The sequence below is a fragment of the Staphylococcus sp. 191 genome, assembly GCF_011174885.1.
GTDB lineage: Bacteria > Bacillota > Bacilli > Staphylococcales > Staphylococcaceae > Staphylococcus > Staphylococcus coagulans.
Genome location: NZ_PNRJ01000002.1, coordinates 109,326 through 127,743, shown reverse-complemented (window position 1 = coordinate 127,743; position 18,418 = coordinate 109,326). Strand labels below are relative to the sequence as shown.

14 protein-coding genes and 1 pseudogene are annotated in these 18,418 nt (G+C 38.7%); all 15 read left to right on the top strand.

The annotated features are described in order from the left end of the window. The first annotated feature begins 673 nt into the window (after positions 1–673). The 15 genes and pseudogenes from C1H58_RS02610 to narI all read left to right on the top strand — a co-directional run bounded on the left by C1H58_RS02610 (position 674) and on the right by narI (position 18,404). Complete coding sequence (locus tag C1H58_RS02610; protein WP_165545232.1) at positions 674–1,681, top strand: PTS sugar transporter subunit IIC; 1,008 nt, start codon at positions 674–676, stop codon at positions 1,679–1,681. A 95-nt stretch (positions 1,682–1,776) separates the two neighbouring features. Next, positions 1,777–3,308: pseudogene (locus tag C1H58_RS02605) on the top strand (SLC13 family permease); the annotation flags it as partial. A gap of 595 nt (positions 3,309–3,903) precedes the next feature. Further along, positions 3,904–4,479, top strand: coding sequence for a hypothetical protein (locus C1H58_RS02600; RefSeq protein ID WP_165545231.1), 576 nt, complete (start codon positions 3,904–3,906; stop codon positions 4,477–4,479). Between the two features lie 12 nt (positions 4,480–4,491). Beyond that, on the top strand, positions 4,492–4,668 hold the full coding sequence (locus C1H58_RS02595) for a hypothetical protein (RefSeq protein WP_164905406.1): 177 nt from the start codon (positions 4,492–4,494) through the stop codon (positions 4,666–4,668). Positions 4,669–4,886: 218 nt separating this feature from the next. Further along, positions 4,887–5,705 carry a formate/nitrite transporter family protein gene (locus C1H58_RS02590; protein WP_165545230.1) on the top strand — a complete coding sequence of 273 codons (819 nt, stop codon included), beginning with the start codon at positions 4,887–4,889 and terminating at the stop codon, positions 5,703–5,705. A gap of 170 nt (positions 5,706–5,875) precedes the next feature. Next, on the top strand, positions 5,876–6,427 hold the full coding sequence (locus tag C1H58_RS02585) for a GNAT family N-acetyltransferase (protein ID WP_060829446.1): 552 nt from the start codon (positions 5,876–5,878) through the stop codon (positions 6,425–6,427). A 359-nt stretch (positions 6,428–6,786) separates the two neighbouring features. Further along, positions 6,787–7,527, top strand: coding sequence for a sirohydrochlorin chelatase (locus C1H58_RS02580; protein ID WP_165545229.1), 741 nt, complete (start codon positions 6,787–6,789; stop codon positions 7,525–7,527). Then, the gene (locus C1H58_RS02575) at positions 7,509–7,970 is read left to right on the top strand and encodes an NAD(P)-dependent oxidoreductase (RefSeq protein ID WP_165545228.1); all 462 of its coding nucleotides are present in this window, start codon (positions 7,509–7,511) and stop codon (positions 7,968–7,970) included. Before C1H58_RS02580 ends, C1H58_RS02575 begins: the two co-directional genes overlap by 19 nt. Then, positions 7,963–10,368 carry a nitrite reductase large subunit NirB gene (gene nirB, locus C1H58_RS02570; RefSeq protein WP_165545227.1) on the top strand — a complete coding sequence of 802 codons (2,406 nt, stop codon included), beginning with the start codon at positions 7,963–7,965 and terminating at the stop codon, positions 10,366–10,368. The genes C1H58_RS02575 and nirB overlap by 8 nt, the downstream gene beginning before the upstream one ends. Before the next feature lie 5 nt (positions 10,369–10,373). After that, a complete protein-coding gene (nirD, locus tag C1H58_RS02565; protein WP_016426190.1) occupies positions 10,374–10,688 on the top strand; it encodes a nitrite reductase small subunit NirD in 315 nt (104 codons plus the stop codon). Next, positions 10,676–11,620: a uroporphyrinogen-III C-methyltransferase gene (gene cobA, locus C1H58_RS02560; protein WP_165545226.1), complete on the top strand. Its 945-nt coding sequence runs from the start codon at positions 10,676–10,678 to the stop codon at positions 11,618–11,620. Before nirD ends, cobA begins: the two co-directional genes overlap by 13 nt. 328 nt (positions 11,621–11,948) lie before the next feature. Beyond that, a complete protein-coding gene (locus tag C1H58_RS02555; RefSeq protein WP_165545225.1) occupies positions 11,949–15,620 on the top strand; it encodes a nitrate reductase subunit alpha in 3,672 nt (1,223 codons plus the stop codon). Beyond that, positions 15,610–17,166, top strand: coding sequence for a nitrate reductase subunit beta (gene narH / locus C1H58_RS02550; RefSeq protein WP_050330030.1), 1,557 nt, complete (start codon positions 15,610–15,612; stop codon positions 17,164–17,166). The genes C1H58_RS02555 and narH overlap by 11 nt, the downstream gene beginning before the upstream one ends. Continuing rightward, positions 17,159–17,734, top strand: coding sequence for a nitrate reductase molybdenum cofactor assembly chaperone (locus C1H58_RS02545; RefSeq protein ID WP_165545224.1), 576 nt, complete (start codon positions 17,159–17,161; stop codon positions 17,732–17,734). Before narH ends, C1H58_RS02545 begins: the two co-directional genes overlap by 8 nt. Further along, positions 17,727–18,404, top strand: coding sequence for a respiratory nitrate reductase subunit gamma (narI, locus tag C1H58_RS02540; protein WP_050330033.1), 678 nt, complete (start codon positions 17,727–17,729; stop codon positions 18,402–18,404). Before C1H58_RS02545 ends, narI begins: the two co-directional genes overlap by 8 nt. Positions 18,405–18,418: the final 14 nt, after the last annotated feature.

The window sequence follows — 18,418 nt, the reverse complement described above, 5'->3', positions numbered from 1 at the left end:
TAATAGGAGGCTTGCATACTGGGGAAAGAGAAGTTAAACCGTATCAACGGCTCATGCTTCTAAACATTGTAGTCATGAGTTTTTTTATGGAAGACTCATGTTAGAAAATGACTGACACCTTAGTTAGGTAATGAATTCAATTGTTTTATATGATTACTCTTGAGGAAAAATGAACAATCAAATTTACCTTTGACACTTCATCTTATCAGAGATGTGTGAGAAGTATCTGGATGCAATTATATCTAAGTTCCAAACTTTTGTAAATAGGAAACATTTCGGTTTGTAAAAAATTATCATTCTCGAGTCTGAGAAAAAGTCCGTACTCTTGGCGGATGTGTCACTAAAAATCAAGGGGTATACTGTACATAGAACAGTAAATCAATATTCCCATTAGATAAACTGTTCACACTCATCTCAGTGTATGTATACTTGATCACCCCGATAAAAAATCAAGTATCCTAAACCTCCTTTAAAGATAAGATAAGTTAAGCCTTAGTTGGTGTAGAACCGATGTGTCCCCGCGCATCGGTTCTTTTTTAATGGCGTTTATTTTTCCAATCATCTCTTATGATAAAACATTGCTGATGTTTCTATTATTTAATACGATTTTTTTGTATGATGTTAATATAAAAAAATTGTATGTTAACAAACTGAAGAAGAGAGTGTGAGAAAAGTGAAACAATTATTAAGGCGTTGGTTTATTGAAGGTTTGAGTTATATGACGCTAGGGCTGTTCAGCTCCTTAATTATTGGATTAATTATGCAAACGTTAGGTAAACAAACATTATTTCCTAATCTCCATTTAGGCTTTTTAGTCGAGATAGGAACAGTTGCACAAAGTTTAACTGGTGCTGCAATCGGCGCGGCCATTGCCTATGGGTTGAAAGCAAAGCCCCTCGTCATTTTTGCTAGTGTTATTGTGGGGATGCTCGGTTATGATACGTTTTTCGGTGGTGCAGTAGGGGCCTATTTTGCAACTTTGGTCGCTGTTGAAGTGAGTCGATTATATGCATCTAAAACAAAAATCGATATCATTGTCTCTCCATTTTTAACATTAGTGATAGGCGGCGTTGTGGCAAAGTTTTTAGGCCCTGTTTTAAATCAAATGATGCGTGCCCTTGGGGGAGTGATTGTTATCTCTACAGAACAGCAACCATTTTTAATGGGAATCTTAGTTGCGGTCATCTTTGGCTTGTGTCTGACTGCGCCGATTTCTAGCGCTGCGTTAGCCTTAATGCTTGATTTATCAGGTTTGGCGGCAGGTGCAGCAACAATCGGATGTGTGTGTCAGATGGTTGGCTTTGCTGTAACAGGCTATAAAGATAATGGCATTAGTGGCTTGATTTCAATTGGAATTGGAACGAGTATGTTGCAAGTCCCAAATATTTTATTAAAACCATTGATTCTTATCCCACCTACACTCGCAAGTGCAATTATTGCACCGGTTATGACAACATTGTTCCCAATGACTAATAATGCAGCAGGTGCAGGTATGGGCACGAGCGGATTTGTTGGTCAAATTATGACGATACATACGATGGGAAGTCAATTAGATACATGGATACGTATTGCTGTTTTCCACTTTGCTTTACCTATCGCAGTGACTTATGTGATTTATCATTTTATGCGTAAGCATCAATGGATTCACGATGGGGATCAAAAGTTAAATGTGAGTGAGTAAAAAATCTTTAAAATTTTGTGAATGTTAAAACACGTATATCTTTTTAAAGCGCTTTCTTGTTACAATAAGGTTAAAGATCTCAACAAAGGGGGCGCCATGTATGGCAACATCTTCAAAGAAGAAAGAGGGAACAACATTTAAGCCTTTATGGTTTATCTTAAGTTTTGTAGCACTTTTCATAGTGCTCTTATTACCAACGTCAGACCAACTCCCAGTGATGGGAAAATGTGCGTTAGCTATTTTAGCGTTTGCAGTCATTTTATGGGTCACTGAAGCGGTCACTTACCCGGTATCAGCGACTATGATTGTCGGCTTGATTATTTTACTTCTTGGCTTTAGTCCAGTTCAACATCTAACTGAGTCGCTTGGGAACCCTAAAGTCGGTGGTCAAGTTTTAAAAGGGGCAGATGTATTTGGTACAGGAAATGCATTAAAATTAGCCTTCAGCGGTTTTTCATCTAGTGCAGTTGCGTTAGTTGCTGCCGCACTGTTTCTTGCAACTGCAATGCAAGTTACAAATTTACATAAACGACTTGCTTTATTAGTGTTATCTCTTGTAGGTAATAAAACGAAGCGTATCGTCATTGGGGCTATCTTAGTTTCGATTATTTTAGCCTTTTTCGTACCTTCTGCAACTGCACGTGCAGGCGCAGTTGTGCCAATTTTACTCGGTATGGTAGCTGCGTTTGGTGCTGCAAAAGAAAGTAAACTCGCAGCATTATTAATTATTACAGCGGTTCAAGCTGTTTCGATATGGAATGTAGGGATTAAAACTGCAGCAGCACAAAATATTGTGGCAGTTAACTTTATCAATGATCAGTTAGGTCATGATGTCTCATGGGGCGAGTGGTTTTTATATGCAGCGCCATGGTCTATCGTCATGTCGATTGTGCTCTACTTTGTCATGCTCAAAGTCGTACCACCAGAAAAAAATGAAATTGAAGGTGGCACAGAGCTCGTCAAACAACAACTCGCTGAACTCGGTCCTGTAAAACCTAAAGAGTGGCGTTTAATCATAATCTCTGTATTATTATTAGTTTTATGGTCAACAGAAAAAGTATTACATCCAATCGATTCATCATCAATCACACTGTTAGCTTTAGCTGTGATGTTGACGCCGAAAATTGGTGTTATGAGTTGGAAAGAAGCTGAACAGCGCATCCCTTGGGGAACAATTATTGTTTTTGGAGTAGGAATTTCATTAGGAAATGTATTGCTACAAACACATGCCGCGCAGTGGTTGAGTGATGCGACATTTGGATTGTTAGGCTTAAAAGGAATGCCAATCGTTGCGACGATCGCGTTAATTTCTTTATTCAATATTCTAATCCATCTTGGATTTGCAAGTGCGACAAGTTTAGCTTCAGCATTGATTCCAGTATTCATCTCATTAACTTCAACTTTAAGTTTAGGAGATCATGCGATTGGATTTGTACTTATCCAACAATTTGTGATTAGTTTTGGCTTCTTATTGCCTGTAAGTTCACCACAAAGTATGCTCGCATACGGCACTGAAACATTTACGGTTAAAGATTTCTTGAAAGCAGGCATTCCGATTACTGTGATTGGCTACTTGCTCGTTGTGTTATTCAGTATGACTTATTGGCAATGGCTTGGCCTATTATAAAGTCACCTTATTGTCACGGAAATATGAATGAACGAGGCATGTCGAATTTTTAATTAATCACATTTTCAATACATTGAACAAAAGGTGAATGGATATGCAGTTGCCTTAGCTTTATGATGAGGTGGTTGGGGCATCAACTCCAAAATAAATCGCGTTCAGATGATATTTTACAGAAAATCATCTGAGCGCTTCCTTTTTATGATTAAACTTCTTATTGTATGATTTCCCTCATAAGTCTCGTCATCGATACTTCGCTTACATACGTCATCATTTACTATTATAGTTAAAAACAAGTCACTTTTGCCTCATTTTATTAATCACGACATAAACTAAAATAACGATGAATTGATTTGGCCTCAGCGCGTTTCTATTTCAATTAAGCCAAATTGAGTTGAGGCTTCAGCCCATAAGCAACTGTATTCATGAAGGTAAGATTATCAAAAATTTGATTTCACTGACCTTTTTTATGACTTAACATAAAATATAAATGAGTTGTGGGTGCAGTTTCTTTTACTGATATTGTCAAAATATTAAAAATAAAACTTATGAATAAGTGATAAAATAAGAATGGGGCAAACAAAGTGGGGTTGATACCATGAATTTATATAGAAAGTTAAGACAGTTTGGTGTTGAAGATTTAAAAATATTAGAGAATGTGACCTTCCAAACCGTCACGAATTTAATGGAACTCAATAAAGAGGAAGCAGAGCAACTACAAGTCGACATGCAAATCGCTGGCTACACCTTTCAACCGCCCGTTGCTTTAGATGCCAACAACGTAGAATTACCCGTTCAGATTGAATGTGATTTAGACTGTGGAAACGCACCGAAAATGAAAAAATTGCGCGATTTCATTATTGGCTGCATCACTTATGATACTGACATGCTCGATCGTGTGATGACGTACACGCAGCTACAAATCGTCTTGAATGAAACACGTATTTTTGAAGACTTAACCCAATTTAAACTATTTTTATGGAACCATCGTGAAATGTTAAAGCATGTGCAAATTTCACATTTGCTGTCGCATGGACATAAGGGCGCGGCACGCGTAGATATTGAAGATGTGTATCATCAAAAATATGTTTTGGTGCTATTTGTGGAGTTTGACAGTCATAAAAAAGAGGCGGGGATTCGTCAAGTTAAAGCGAACTTATTATCTATTACATAGGAGGACGATGTCATGAATGAACGTTATTTGAAAGTTTTAGGTCTTTATTTTATCAGTGCAGCAATTCCTGCTTTACTTGATAAAGTCAATTCATCAAACTGTTTCTTTAAGTGGTTTACAAAAACAGTGATTGGCTACGGTATATTTGCGAGTGGCTTAAAAATAATGAAAAAGCATAAACATTCCTAATCAAATTGATTTGAAAAGTCACTAGAATGTGGCAGTCACGTTTTTTAAGGAAAGGGAAGCGATAGAGAGTAAAACTTGTATCACTCATTTTATTTTCTATCCCCTTTCCTTTTTTAATTCACTGCTGGTGATGTACAACTTTGTAGAACGTCATGTAAAATGGAAATAGCAAGTTTAAAACAAAACATCAACTTAAAAATTAAAATGGAGGCTTTGAAATGGGGATTCAAAAACCGTCAAAAACAATTGAGGATACCTATGCGTCGCGTCATACAATCAATGACATTATCCATGCGGTAGCGATGAAAGAGGTCATGCTTGATCGAGCAATGCCACGTTATATTGTTAAATCTATGATGTCTGGATTTTTGTTAGCGATTGTAACGGTCTTTATGTTAGCCATTAAAACACAAATGGCCGGTGCAATACCCGGTGTGGTCAACTTAATGGGGGCTATCGCATTCAGCATTGCCTTAGTCTTAATCGTCTTGACGCATTCTGAATTATTAACGAGTAACTTTATGTATATGACAGTAGGGATGTACTATCAAACGATTTCAATCACAAAAGCCATGTGGTTGTTTATCGTCTGCTTTATTGGCAATATTTTAGGTGCTTTTGTGTTATTTATTTTAATGTATTTTACAAAAGTAATGACGCCAGAGATGGTGCACGCATTAACTGCAACTGTGACAGCCAAAACGGTTGAACCAACGTGGCATGCGATACTCGTTAAAGCCATTTTTGCAAACTTCTTTATTAATATTGGGATTTATGTATCTATGCAATTTAAAGAAGGTCTATCAAAAGCTTTCTTTATTGCAGTTGGCGTCATTATTTTCGTATTTATGGCTTATGAACACGTCGTATATAACGCAGGTTTATTTGTAGGTATGATTTTCTATAATTTCGATGGTCTTTCATGGTTAGGTGTATTAAAAAATATCGTCTTTGCTTTTGTTGGTAACTATATTGGTGGAGGCTTGATGGTCGGCTTGCTTTACGCTTATCTTAACGGCTCACGTCGAGTAGAATAAGGTCTCTGATTATTCTGAAAAGCGTTATAGTTACAGAGATCGTTCATTTTTTAATTGGATGGTCATATAATGACTCACGGTGAATACGCTTCGGTTGGAGCGTATTCTTTTCTATCCTGTTTTATATTTGATAATCTACTTATGAATCTTATGGGAAAAGGGGAGAGAAAATGTCTCAAATCAATATTCGGTTGGCGACATTGGAAGATGCTGAGAGATTGCAACAACTGATGTATCGTGCATTTACGCCATTAAGAGAAGTGGGCATCGACTGGCCGTCTGTGAATGCCGATTTAGAAATGATCGAAAAGAATATTAAGTACAATGCTGCGTATGTATTGGAGAAAGATGGAGAAGTGATTTCAACGTTAAGTATTCGCTTCCCATGGGAGCCTAAAAATCCAGTATCGAAATACCCGTTTGTTTGGTGGTTTGCAACGGATCCTGATTATAGTGGGCAAGGCTATGGGCATCAAATGATGTCTTATGTTGAAAATACGATATTGCGCGATACGCTTAAAGCGCCCGCCGTTGTGCTAGGGACATCTGCACGTAAAATGAGCTGGTTAAAAGATGTATATGAAAGACGTGGCTATGAAACATTTTTTACGCTTGAAGAACCTAGTGGTGATCAAGGTGCCATGATGGTTAAAGTATTAATACCCGAACGTTTTAATCGTTCATTATTAGCACCGCCACCATGGTTTGAAGGTGAGTCTTAAATATCGTGCTAGGATAACATTTAATTTGCGTGTCAAATGAACTTAATCATTCATAAAAAGCCCGAGATTTTCGTAAAAAGTGCGATAATATCTCGGGTTTCGTCTTGTTTAAAGACGAGGTATAAATGAGATATGTTGAGATGAATAAGTCGTATTAAAGATACGAATGATCATATGGTCAAATAGGTTGTTGCAGTGGCAACTCAAACGTTGTTAAAGTATATGAAATAAAGTCATGATTGAACTAGGGAATTCCCTCAAATTCAGCTGGAGGGGATTCCCTAGTTTTTATGTTTTCTGTGAATTTTATCACATAAATAAATGGATTTCGTCTACAATAAATGTGTGGGGGTGAAGTGATGGAAAAAGTCATATTAATTGTACACGGTATGAGAAAAGGTGAGCTCAACCAAAAATTAATTCAATTTGTTGACCAACTGTTTGAAGGTGACAAGTTAAATTATGATATTGCGTTTTTAGAGAGTGAAACGAAAGACTTGAATACGACGCTTACAAAGCATATTCGTCAAGGTGCCGACACTTTATATCTTGTGCCATTGTTACTTTTCTCAGCGTCTCATTATTATGAAGATATAGTCGTGGCTTTAGAGAAGTGGCAAGCTCAATATCCGAATATTGTCTTTCATTTAACGAAGCCACTCGGTACACATCCTAAGATGGAGACGTGGGCGCGTTATCGTATTGAAGCAATGGAACGAACATCGGGTCAAAATGTAGGGGTGGTGCTTCTTGCTCACGGTAGTGAAAGATTCAATGAACCAGCTTTGGCCTTAACGCGTATTGCCAATCAACTTTCGACTGCTCAGGAAACTTGCTATCCCAGCATGGTCTATGGAGCATTAGATTTTAAAACGCGGTTACTACAAATTGCACAACAACATGACACCTTATGTATTGTTCCGTTTTTCTTATTTGATGGTTTTTTAGTACAACGGACAAAGGCGCAAATTAGAATGATGCAGTTACCGTGTGAAGTTAAATTTACAAATGCCATCAACTTTCACCCGATATTAAAAGAAATCATCTTAAGTCGTTTATCTGAATGTCGAGGAGGTGTCCTGTGTATCCAATACAGTTAAATTTATCTAATAAAACGGTCGTCATCATTGGTGGTGGGAAAATCGCTTGGCGGAAATTTAAAAAGGTCATGCATGAAGCAAAGACGGTTAAAGTGGTCAGTCCTGAATTTAATCCGGCATTTTACACAAGGACGTGGGCACCCTATATCACTTTGGATAAAAAAGCTTATGATTCAAAAGACATTGCGGATGCCAATCTCATCATCATCGCAACGAATGATGTAAAGGTAAACCAGCAAGTGCATGATGATGCGCGTCCTGAACAGTGGGTGAACCACACTGGAGATCGACGACAATCTGATTTTTATAATTCATTCGATTTTGTACACAACGAAATGACAATTAGTGTGAGTTCTGAAGGGCAATCTATTCAACGCACACAAGCATACGGCGCAAAAATAAAAGCGTATTTAGAAACGCTTGAGGAGGATTTCCATGAGTAAAACAAGATTATTAATGGTGGGTAACGGAATGGCAGGTGTCCGTACAATAGAAGAAATATTAGAGCGAGATCCTGAGCGCTTTGATATCACAATTATTGGTAAAGAACCGTATCCTAACTATAACCGAATCATGTTATCTAACATTTTACAAAATAAAATGACTGTCAAAGAAACCATAATGAATCCTTATGAATGGTATGAAGAAAATCATATTCAGCTTATTACAGGTGATAAGGTTGTTCAAATTGATCGCGAAAAACAACAAGTTGAAACAGAACAAGGTCAAATTGTGGGCTATGATCAAATGATTATCGCAACGGGCTCAGATTCTTTTATTTTACCGATTGATGGTTCACGTTTAGAAGGTGTTGTCGGTTTTAGAACCATTGATGACACAGAGAAAATGTTAGAGATCGCGAAAACGAAACAAAAAGCAATCGTCATTGGTGGGGGACTTTTAGGACTAGAATGTGCAAGAGGTCTCGTTGATCAAGGGATGGATGTTACAGTTGTTCATTTAGCTGAGTGGCTCATGGAGGTTCAGTTAGATCGCAAAGCTGGTGAACTTCTTAAAAAAGATTTAGAAAAACAAGGTATTAAATTTGAACTTCAAGCCAATACGCAAGAAATCTTAGGCGAGAAAAATGTAGAAGGCATCCGATTATCTGATGGTCGTGTATTAGATGCCGATATGGTTGTAATGGCTGTCGGCATTCGACCTGTCACAAAAGAAGCACGTGCAGCAGGCTTAGAAATTGGACGTGGTATCATTGTCGATGACTTTATGAAAACGAGTGATCCTAACATTTATGCGGTAGGTGAATGTGCTGAGCACCGCTCAAAAGTGTATGGTTTAGTTGCCCCATTGTATGAACAAGGCAAAATTTTAGCGGATCATATAACAGGTCGTCCAACTGAAGGCTATCAAGGTTCAACGACTTTCACTTCTTTAAAAGTTTCGGGTTGTGATCTTTTTAGTGCAGGTCAAATTACTGAAAACGATGAAGTCCATGGTATTGAGACGTTTAATGGTGTCGATAATATTTATAAAAAAGTCTTCGTTAAAGATAAAGCGATTGTCGGCGCAGTGCTTTATGGAGACACAGAAGAAGGTAATCGCTTCTACAATATGATGAAAAAAGGCGAAACCATTGATGATTATACATTAGTGTCCATCTTGCATAAAGCGGGTGAAGTTGACGCTATTAGTGTGGCAGAAATGGATGACGATGAGACAATTTGTGGTTGTAACGGGGTCTCTAAAGGTACAATTGTCAACGCAATTACAGAACAAGGTTTAACGTCAGTTGCCGATGTCACACGCGTGACAAAGGCCGGTAATTCTTGCGGTAAGTGTAAAGGACAAATTGCAGAATTACTTGAATATACACTTGGTGATGACTTTGAAGCAAGTGCACCAACTGGTATTTGTGGCTGTACAGATTTATCAAGAGATCAAATTGTGACACAAATTCGCGCAAAAGGATTAAAAACGTCAAAAGAAGTGCGTCATGTATTAGACTTTAAAGATAAAGGCGGTTGTCCAAAATGTCGACCTGCACTGAACTATTATTTAAACATGGTCTATCCGGAAAATCATGAAGATGAAATTGCATCACGCTTTGCCAATGAACGCTATCATGCCAATATTCAAAATGATGGTACATTCTCTGTGATTCCTCAAATGCGTGGCGGTGTGACAGATGCAGATCAATTGATTCGTCTCGGTGAAGTAGCAAAAAAATATGATGTACCTCTCGTTAAAGTGACAGGTTCACAACGGATTGGTTTATATGGTGTGAAAAAAGAAGAATTACCAAAAGTATGGGAAGATTTAGACATGCGCTCAGCTTCTGCATACGGTAAGAAAACACGTTCTGTTAAAAGTTGTGTAGGTAAAGAATTCTGTCGATTTGGCACACAATATACAACAAAATTAGGTATACGTTTAGAAAAAACATTCGAATATATTGATACACCACATAAATTTAAAATGGGTGTCTCTGGATGCCCAAGAAGTTGTGTAGAATCAGGCGTCAAAGATTTCGGTGTAATCGGTGTTGAAAATGGCTTCCAAATTTACGTAGGGGGTAATGGTGGTACAACTGTGGAAATCGCTGAACATTTAACTACGGTTGAAACAGAAGATGAAGTGATTAAACTTTGTGGCGCTTATATGCAGTATTATCGTGAAACGGCGATTTATGCTGAGCGGACAGCACCATGGTTAAGACGTATAGGCTTTGATCAAGTCAAATCGGTTGTCTTGGATCCTGAAAAACAAGAAGCACTCTATGAACGCATTATGGAAGCAAAAGCGGCCGTTTCCAAAGAACCATGGAATGAGATTGTTCAAGATGAAATGAAACAGAAAATATTTGAAGTTGAGAAGGTGTGAGGCATATGTTAAAGGAAAAAGTTAAAGTTGCTAAAGTTTCAGAATTAGAGCCTTTAATTGGTAAAAAAGTCATTGTCGGAGATTTAGAGATAGGCTTGTTTCTAACTGAAGCGGGTGAAATTAAAGCTATTCATAACGTTTGTCCTCATAAACAAGGTCCTTTATCAGAAGGAACAGTGAGCGGAGACTATGTCTTTTGTCCATTACATGATCAGAAAATTGATTTGAATACCGGTGAAGTTCAAGCGCCTGATGAAGGATGTGTCGCGACCTATCCTGTTGAAATTGTAGATGGAGATATTTACGTATGTCTGCCTTAAACGCGTCTCAACCTAAAGTCTATCTTATTGGCGCAGGGCCAGGACATCCCTGTTTACTAACTAAAAAAGCAGAGCGTTGCCTCCAAAAAGCAGATGTCATTTTATATGATCAGTTAGTTCACCCATTTTTACTTCATTTGTCTTCACCAGAGACAGAATGGATTCACGTAGGTAAGACGCCTTATACGAAATATATTAAGCAAGAGCGTATTAATCAGTTACTCGTCGAAAAGGCACAAACTGCGCAAACCATTGTACGACTCAAAGGAGGCGATCCTGCTATATTTGGGCGGGTCGCTGAAGAAGTCGAAACGTTACGTGCGTACCATATTGATTATGAGATTGTTCCGGGGATTACGGCTGCGAGTGCTGCAGTGAGTCAACTAGGAAGAGGATTAACAGAACGAAATGTATCGACAAATATTACTTTTACGACGGGCCACTTTAAAAACAACGAAGAAAATGAAATTGATATGACGACTTTAGAACATGGTGGTACGTTAGCCATTTATATGGGGATTAAACGTTTACCTCGATTAATGCATGATATTAAAAATAAAATGGGAATCGATTTTCCAGTAGCGATTGTCTTTAATGCCACCCATCCTAACCAACGCGTGATAAGTGGAACGGTGAATACAATTGTAGAACAAGTTGAAATGTTGCCTGAACGCCTAGGACCAGGTGTTACCATTGTGGGGCAGGTCGTAAGGGATGTGCAAACAGTCATCGCGAACACCTCAAGAAACTACGAAACAGTGTTAATTAGAGGTGAACGAATGGAAGCGATAGAGCGCGCTTTTAATTACTTTGAAGCGGGACATCAAGTCGTGGTTGATGATCGTCACTATTCAGATTTACATGCTTCTCAAATTGGAAAAATTACCCAACTTATTCAAGATACGACTTTTACACAGGTCGTTGATTTATAAGAGATTTTAGCATTTCGTTAATTAAGTTGCGCTAAGATGATTTTTAATAAAAAATTATCTCAGCGCTTCTTTTTTATGATAAAACTTCGCATTAATATGACTTTGCATGCGCTCAAAATCCAAATTACCTTCACCAAGTTTTTCTTGAATTCAGTCAAATTTAGTTGAGAGTTTAACTGCTAAGCAAGCGATTTAGAACCACGTATTAGGTATGTAAATGCATAGGGATTCCACTTGATGAAATAGGTAAATCCCTAATAGGATACGCTTGTGAATAAATGTACAATATGGGTAATGACTGAAGTCTATGTGTAAGAGGAGGATGACAATGGCTAGATTTGGACTGAATTTTTTTAAGCCTACTGAAAAATTTAACGGGAATTGGTCGGTATTAGAACACAAAAGTCGTGAATGGGAAAAAATGTATCGAGAAAGATGGAGTCATGACAAAGTAGTCCGTACAACGCATGGTGTGAATTGTACAGGTTCATGCTCATGGAAAGTCTTTGTGAAAAATGGTGTGATTACTTGGGAAAACCAACAAATTGACTATCCAAGTTGCGGACCAGATATGCCAGAATTTGAACCACGAGGTTGTCCACGCGGTGCTTCATTCTCCTGGTATGAATATAGTCCACTCCGTGTAAAGTATCCTTATGTTCGAGGAAAATTATGGGAATTATGGACAGAAGCGTTGGAAACATACCAAGATCCAATTAAAGCATGGGCTTCAATTGTAGAAGACGAAAAAAAAGCACGTCTATATAAGTCAGCACGTGGTAAAGGTGGACATGTCCGTGCGAACTGGAAAGACGTGGCGCAACTTATTTCAGCTCAATTGATTTATACAATCAAAAAAGATGGGCCTGACAGAATCGCAGGATTTACGCCAATTCCAGCGATGTCTATGATTAGTTACGCGGCAGGTGCACGTTTTATTTCGTTATTAGGTGGAGAAATGTTAAGTTTCTATGACTGGTATGCGGATTTACCTCCAGCATCACCGCAAATTTGGGGTGAACAGACAGATGTACCAGAGTCGAGCGACTGGTACAACGCGAGCTATATTATGATGTGGGGTTCAAACGTGCCACTCACTCGGACACCAGATGCACACTTTATGACTGAAGTTCGATATAAAGGGGCTAAAGTAGTTTCTGTTGCGCCTGACTATGCTGAAAATGTAAAGTTTGCTGATAACTGGCTGGCTCCTAATCCGGGGACAGATGCAGCGCTAGCACAAGCAATGACGCATGTTATTTTACAAACTTACTATGAAGATGAACCTTCAGAAATGTTTATCAACTACGCCAAACAATATACAGATATGCCGTTTATGATTCGATTAGATCAAGATGATAAAGGTTACAAAGCGGGACGTTTCCTCCGTTCAAGTGACTTTGGCAGTCAGTCTGAGAATAGTGAATGGAAACCGGTTGTTTTAGATTGTTTGACAGACACGATTCAAGTTCCAAATGGGACTATGGGCCAACGTTGGGAAGATGGCAAACAATGGAACTTAAAATTAGAAAATGAAGCGGGCGCTAAAATTGATCCTGCAATGACAGTTGCAACGGGTGATTTTGAGCATGTCACAATTCAATTCCCATATTTTGATAACGCAGGCAATGGCGTATTTGAGCGTGTGATTCCAGTGCGCAAAGTGACGTTAGCGAACGGTGAAGAAACATACATTGCAACAGTTTATGATTTAATGGCAAGTCAATACGGTGTGAAACGTTTTAATCATGAACTAGAATCAAAAGGTTTTGATGATGCGGCTTCTTTCTATACACCTGCTTGGCAAGAGAAGATTACAGGTGTCAAAGCGAATGTTGTGACACAAGTGGCAAAGGAATTTGCACAAAATGCCATCGATACTGGTGGACGTTCTATGATTATTATGGGCGCAGGGATTAACCATTGGTTTAATTCAGACACCATTTATCGTTCTGTGTTAAACTTAGTCGTTTTATGTGGCTGTCAAGGTGTGAATGGCGGCGGATGGGCCCATTATGTTGGACAAGAAAAGTGTCGTCCGATTGAAGGTTGGAATACGATTGCTTTCGCTAAAGACTGGCAAGGGCCACCACGTTTACAAAATGGAACAAGTTGGTTTTACTTTGCGACAGACCAATGGAAATATGAAGAGTCAGGTGTTGATCGCTTAGCTTCACCACTTGCAGAGAATATCAAATTACAACATCCTGCTGATTATAATGTTTTAGCTGCACGTAATGGCTGGTTGCCTTCTTATCCACAATTTGACCGCAATAGTCTTTTATGGGGAGAAGAAGCACGCGATGCTGGTGAATTTAATAATGAAGCGATTTTAAAACGTGCCATTGAAGATGTGAAATCACGTAAAACAAAATTTGCAGTTGAAAATCCAGATTTACGTAAAAATCATCCGAAGACTTTATTTGTTTGGCGCTCGAATTTGATTTCAAGTTCTGCTAAAGGTCAAGAATACTTTATGAAACATTTACTAGGTGCAAAATCAGCACTAATGGCTGAGCCAAATGAAACGGATCGACCTGAAGAGATTGAGTGGGGAGAAGATACAGTAGGTAAACTTGATCTCCTTGTTTCTTTAGACTTCCGTATGACAGCAACACCTTTATATTCTGACATCGTTTTACCAGCGGCCACTTGGTATGAAAAACATGATATCTCTTCAACAGATATGCATCCTTTCATTCACCCATTCAATCCGGCAATCGATCCATTATGGGAATCACGTTCAGACTGGGATATTTTCAAAACGATTAGCCGAACATTTTCTGAAATGGCTCGCGTTCACCTCACTGGTACTTATAAAGATGTTGTAACATCACCGCTTGCACACGATTCTAAGCAAGAAATCTCACTGGCATACGGTAAAGTGCACGACTGGACAAAAGGTGAAATCGAACCAGTTCCGGGTCAAACGATGCCTGGCTTTGCAGTGGTTGATCGTACTTATACTGACGTTTATGACAAATTTATTTCTGTGGGACCTTTACTAGAAAACGGTAAAGTTGGTGCCCATGGTGTGAGCTTTTCGGTCAAAGAACAATACGATGAACTTCGAAGCATGGTAGGGACATGGGAAGATGATTCGATTAAAAATAATAAACCGCGGATTGATACAGCGCGTAAAGTAGCTGATGTGATTTTAAATGTTTCATCTGCTTCAAATGGCCAAGTTTCACAGAAATCATACGAAGACTTAGAACGACAAACGGGTATGCCATTAAAAGATATCTCAGCAGAACGCGCATCTGAGAAAATTTCATTCTTAAATATTACATCACAACCACGTGAAGTGATTCCAACAGCGGTCTTTCCGGGTTCGAACAAACAAGGTAGACGTTATTCTCCATTTACAACAAATATTGAGCGACTAGTGCCATTTAGAACGTTAACAGGACGCCAAAGCTTTTATATTGATCATGAAGTTTTCCAACAATTTGGAGAAGCGTTACCTGTTTATAAACCAACATTACCACCAATGGTATTTGGAACGAAAGATAAGCCTGTCAAAGGTGGCGTCGATACACTCGTACTTCGATATTTAACACCACATGGTAAATGGAATATCCATTCAACATACCAAGATAACCAACATATGTTGACGTTGTTCCGTGGGGGGCCAACGGTATGGATTTCAAATGAAGACGCAGCACAACATGACATTAATGATAATGATTGGTTAGAAGTGTATAACCGTAATGGTGTAGTCACAGCGCGTGCAGTCGTGTCACATCGGATGCCTCGAGGCACAATGTATATGTATCATGCACAGGATAAACATATTGAAACACCGGGGTCTGAAATTTCGGGAACACGTGGTGGATCGCATAATGCACCAACGCGTATTCACTTAAAACCGACACAATTAATGGGGGGCTATGCCCAAATCAGTTATTCATTCAATTATTATGGTCCAATTGGGAACCAACGGGATGTATACGTGGCAGTGAGAAAGATGAAAGAGGTGGATTGGCTTGAAGATTAAGGCGCAAGTAGCAATGGTTCTGAACTTAGACAAATGTATCGGATGTCATACATGTAGTGTGACATGTAAAAGTACTTGGACAAATCGACCTGGTGCAGAATATATGTGGTTTAACAATGTAGAAACAAAACCGGGTATCGGCTATCCAAAACGATGGGAAGATCAAGAGCATTACAAAGGGGGATGGACATTAAACAAAAAAGGTAAGCTGGAGTTAAAATCAGGAACACGCTTGAACAAAATAGCACTTGGTAAAATTTTCTATAACCCAGATATGCCAGTGATTAAAGATTACTATGAACCTTGGACATATAACTATGAGCACTTAACAACAGCTAAACCTGCCCAACATTCTCCTGTCGCAAAAGCCCATTCATTAATGACAGGACAGCGTATGGACTTAGACTGGGGTCCTAACTGGGAAGACGACTTAGCAGGCGGACATATTACGGGCCCTCAAGATCCTAACATTCAAAAGATTGAAGAAGAAATTAAATTTAACTTTGATCAAACGTTTATGATGTATTTGCCTCGACTTTGTGAACATTGCTTAAACCCAAGCTGTGTCGCATCTTGTCCATCAGGGGCGATGTATAAACGTGATGAAGATGGTATCGTGTTAGTCGATCAAGAAGCGTGTCGTGGATGGCGTTACTGTATGACAGGTTGTCCTTATAAAAAAGTATACTTCAACTGGAAAACAAACAAAGCAGAAAAATGTACATTTTGTTTCCCTCGTGTAGAAGCAGGGATTCCGACAGTTTGTTCTGAAACATGTACAGGCCGTATGCGTTATTTAGGCGTACTATTATATGATGCGGATCGCGTTCAAGAAGCGGCGTCTGCTGAAAACGAGCAAGACTTATATGAAAAACAGTTGGACTTATTTTTGAATCCTTATGACGAGGCAGTTATTGAACAAGCAGAGAAAGATGGTATTTCTCAAGAATGGATTGAAGCAGCTCAAAATTCACCGATTTATAAATTGGCAATTGAATACAAGTTAGCGTTTCCACTTCATCCAGAATATCGTACAATGCCGATGGTTTGGTACTGTCCACCTTTAAGTCCAATAATGAATTATTTTGAAGGACAAAATGCCGGAAACAATCCTGATGCTATCTTTCCAGCAATTGAAGAAATGCGTTTACCTGTACAATATTTGGCAGAGCTTTTCACAGCTGGGGATACAAAAGCTGTGAAAGGGTCACTTCAACGAATGGCTATGATGAGAAGTTATATGCGTGCACAAAATACAGGCCGTGAGTTTGACATGTCACGCTTAGATCGTGTGGGTCTCACAGAAAGACAAGCAAAAGACATGTACCGTTTGTTGGCGATTGCGAAACATGAAGATCGTTTTGTGATTCCAACGTCACATAAAGAGCAATACATGGACACTTATGCAGCGCAAGGAAGTCAAGGCTATGGTGGTGAACATTTCGGCGCGAACTGTGATGGTTGTGGTGTGCCTGTAGGTGCAGGTGGTAAAACAGGCCGTGAAATTTATAACGACAATTTCTATGGAGGGATTTTCCGTGATTAATCTTGATCGGTTGAACAGCTATAAAGAGACGCTCGGTTACATGAGCCAACAGTTAATTTTTCCAGAGAAGTTAACCTTCCACCCTAAAGTCTTTGAAGAAATTTTTCATGAAGCGCACCCCGCATATCCATATGTCAAACAATATCGTAAAGAAATGTATGAAAAGAGTTTATCTGAAATTCAAATGCTTTACACTGATACGTTTGATTTTAATAAAAAAGCGACACTCTACATGACATTTAATCAGTTTGATACCCAAAAAGAACGCGGGCAAATGTTAGCAAAATTAAAAGTGCTTTATGAAATGTTTGGCCTAGAGATGCCTTCATCTGAGCTTTCAGATTATTTACCATTGATGTTGGAGTTCTTATACGCTGCTCAATTTGACGGGGATGAAAGGGCACAAGAAAACACGCAATTATTAGTGATGATCATTGAAGATGGAACGTATCCGATGATGAAATATCTTGAAGAAAAAGGCAATCCTTATCGTCACTTAATTAAAGGTCTTAGAGAAACGTTAAAGCAATGCATTGTACAAGTCGAAGAGGTGAGACATCATGTTTAATCAATTTTTATGGGTGATTTTCCCGTACCTCTGTCTTGCAATCTTTGTGATTGGTCATATCGTTCGCTACCAATATGACCAGTTTTCATGGACTGCAAAATCGAGTGAATTTATTGAAAAGAAGCAACTTAAGTGGGGGAGTCTCATGTTTCATTTAGGGATTATTCCCGTGTTTTTCGGTCATGTCGTTGGATTATTGATTCCGGCACATTGGTTAACGGCAATCGGTGTGAACGATCATATCTACCATATCGGAGCGGTGTATATCGGAAGTATTTTTGGTATAATAACGTTAATCGGTATGTTGTTGTTAACTGCTAGACGCGTGACTAAACAAAATGTGCGCCGTTTAAGCTCTGCATCAGATATTTTTGTCAATTTCTTATTGTTATTAATTGTTTTTATTGGATGTTATGCTACATTAGTGACAAATGCAACGACGCCTGACTTTGATTATCGACAAACGATTTCAATATGGTTTAGAGGTTTATTTACGTTGCGCCCTGATGCAAGTCTCATGGTGAGTGTTCCATTAACATTTAAATTGCATATTTTACTGGGTTTTACGATTATGGCATGTTGGCCTTTCACACGTCTTGTGCATGTGTGGAGTGTCCCTTTATCTTACGCGAGTCGCAGTTATATTATTTATCGTAAACACAAAATTTAAATTGGAGTGATGAC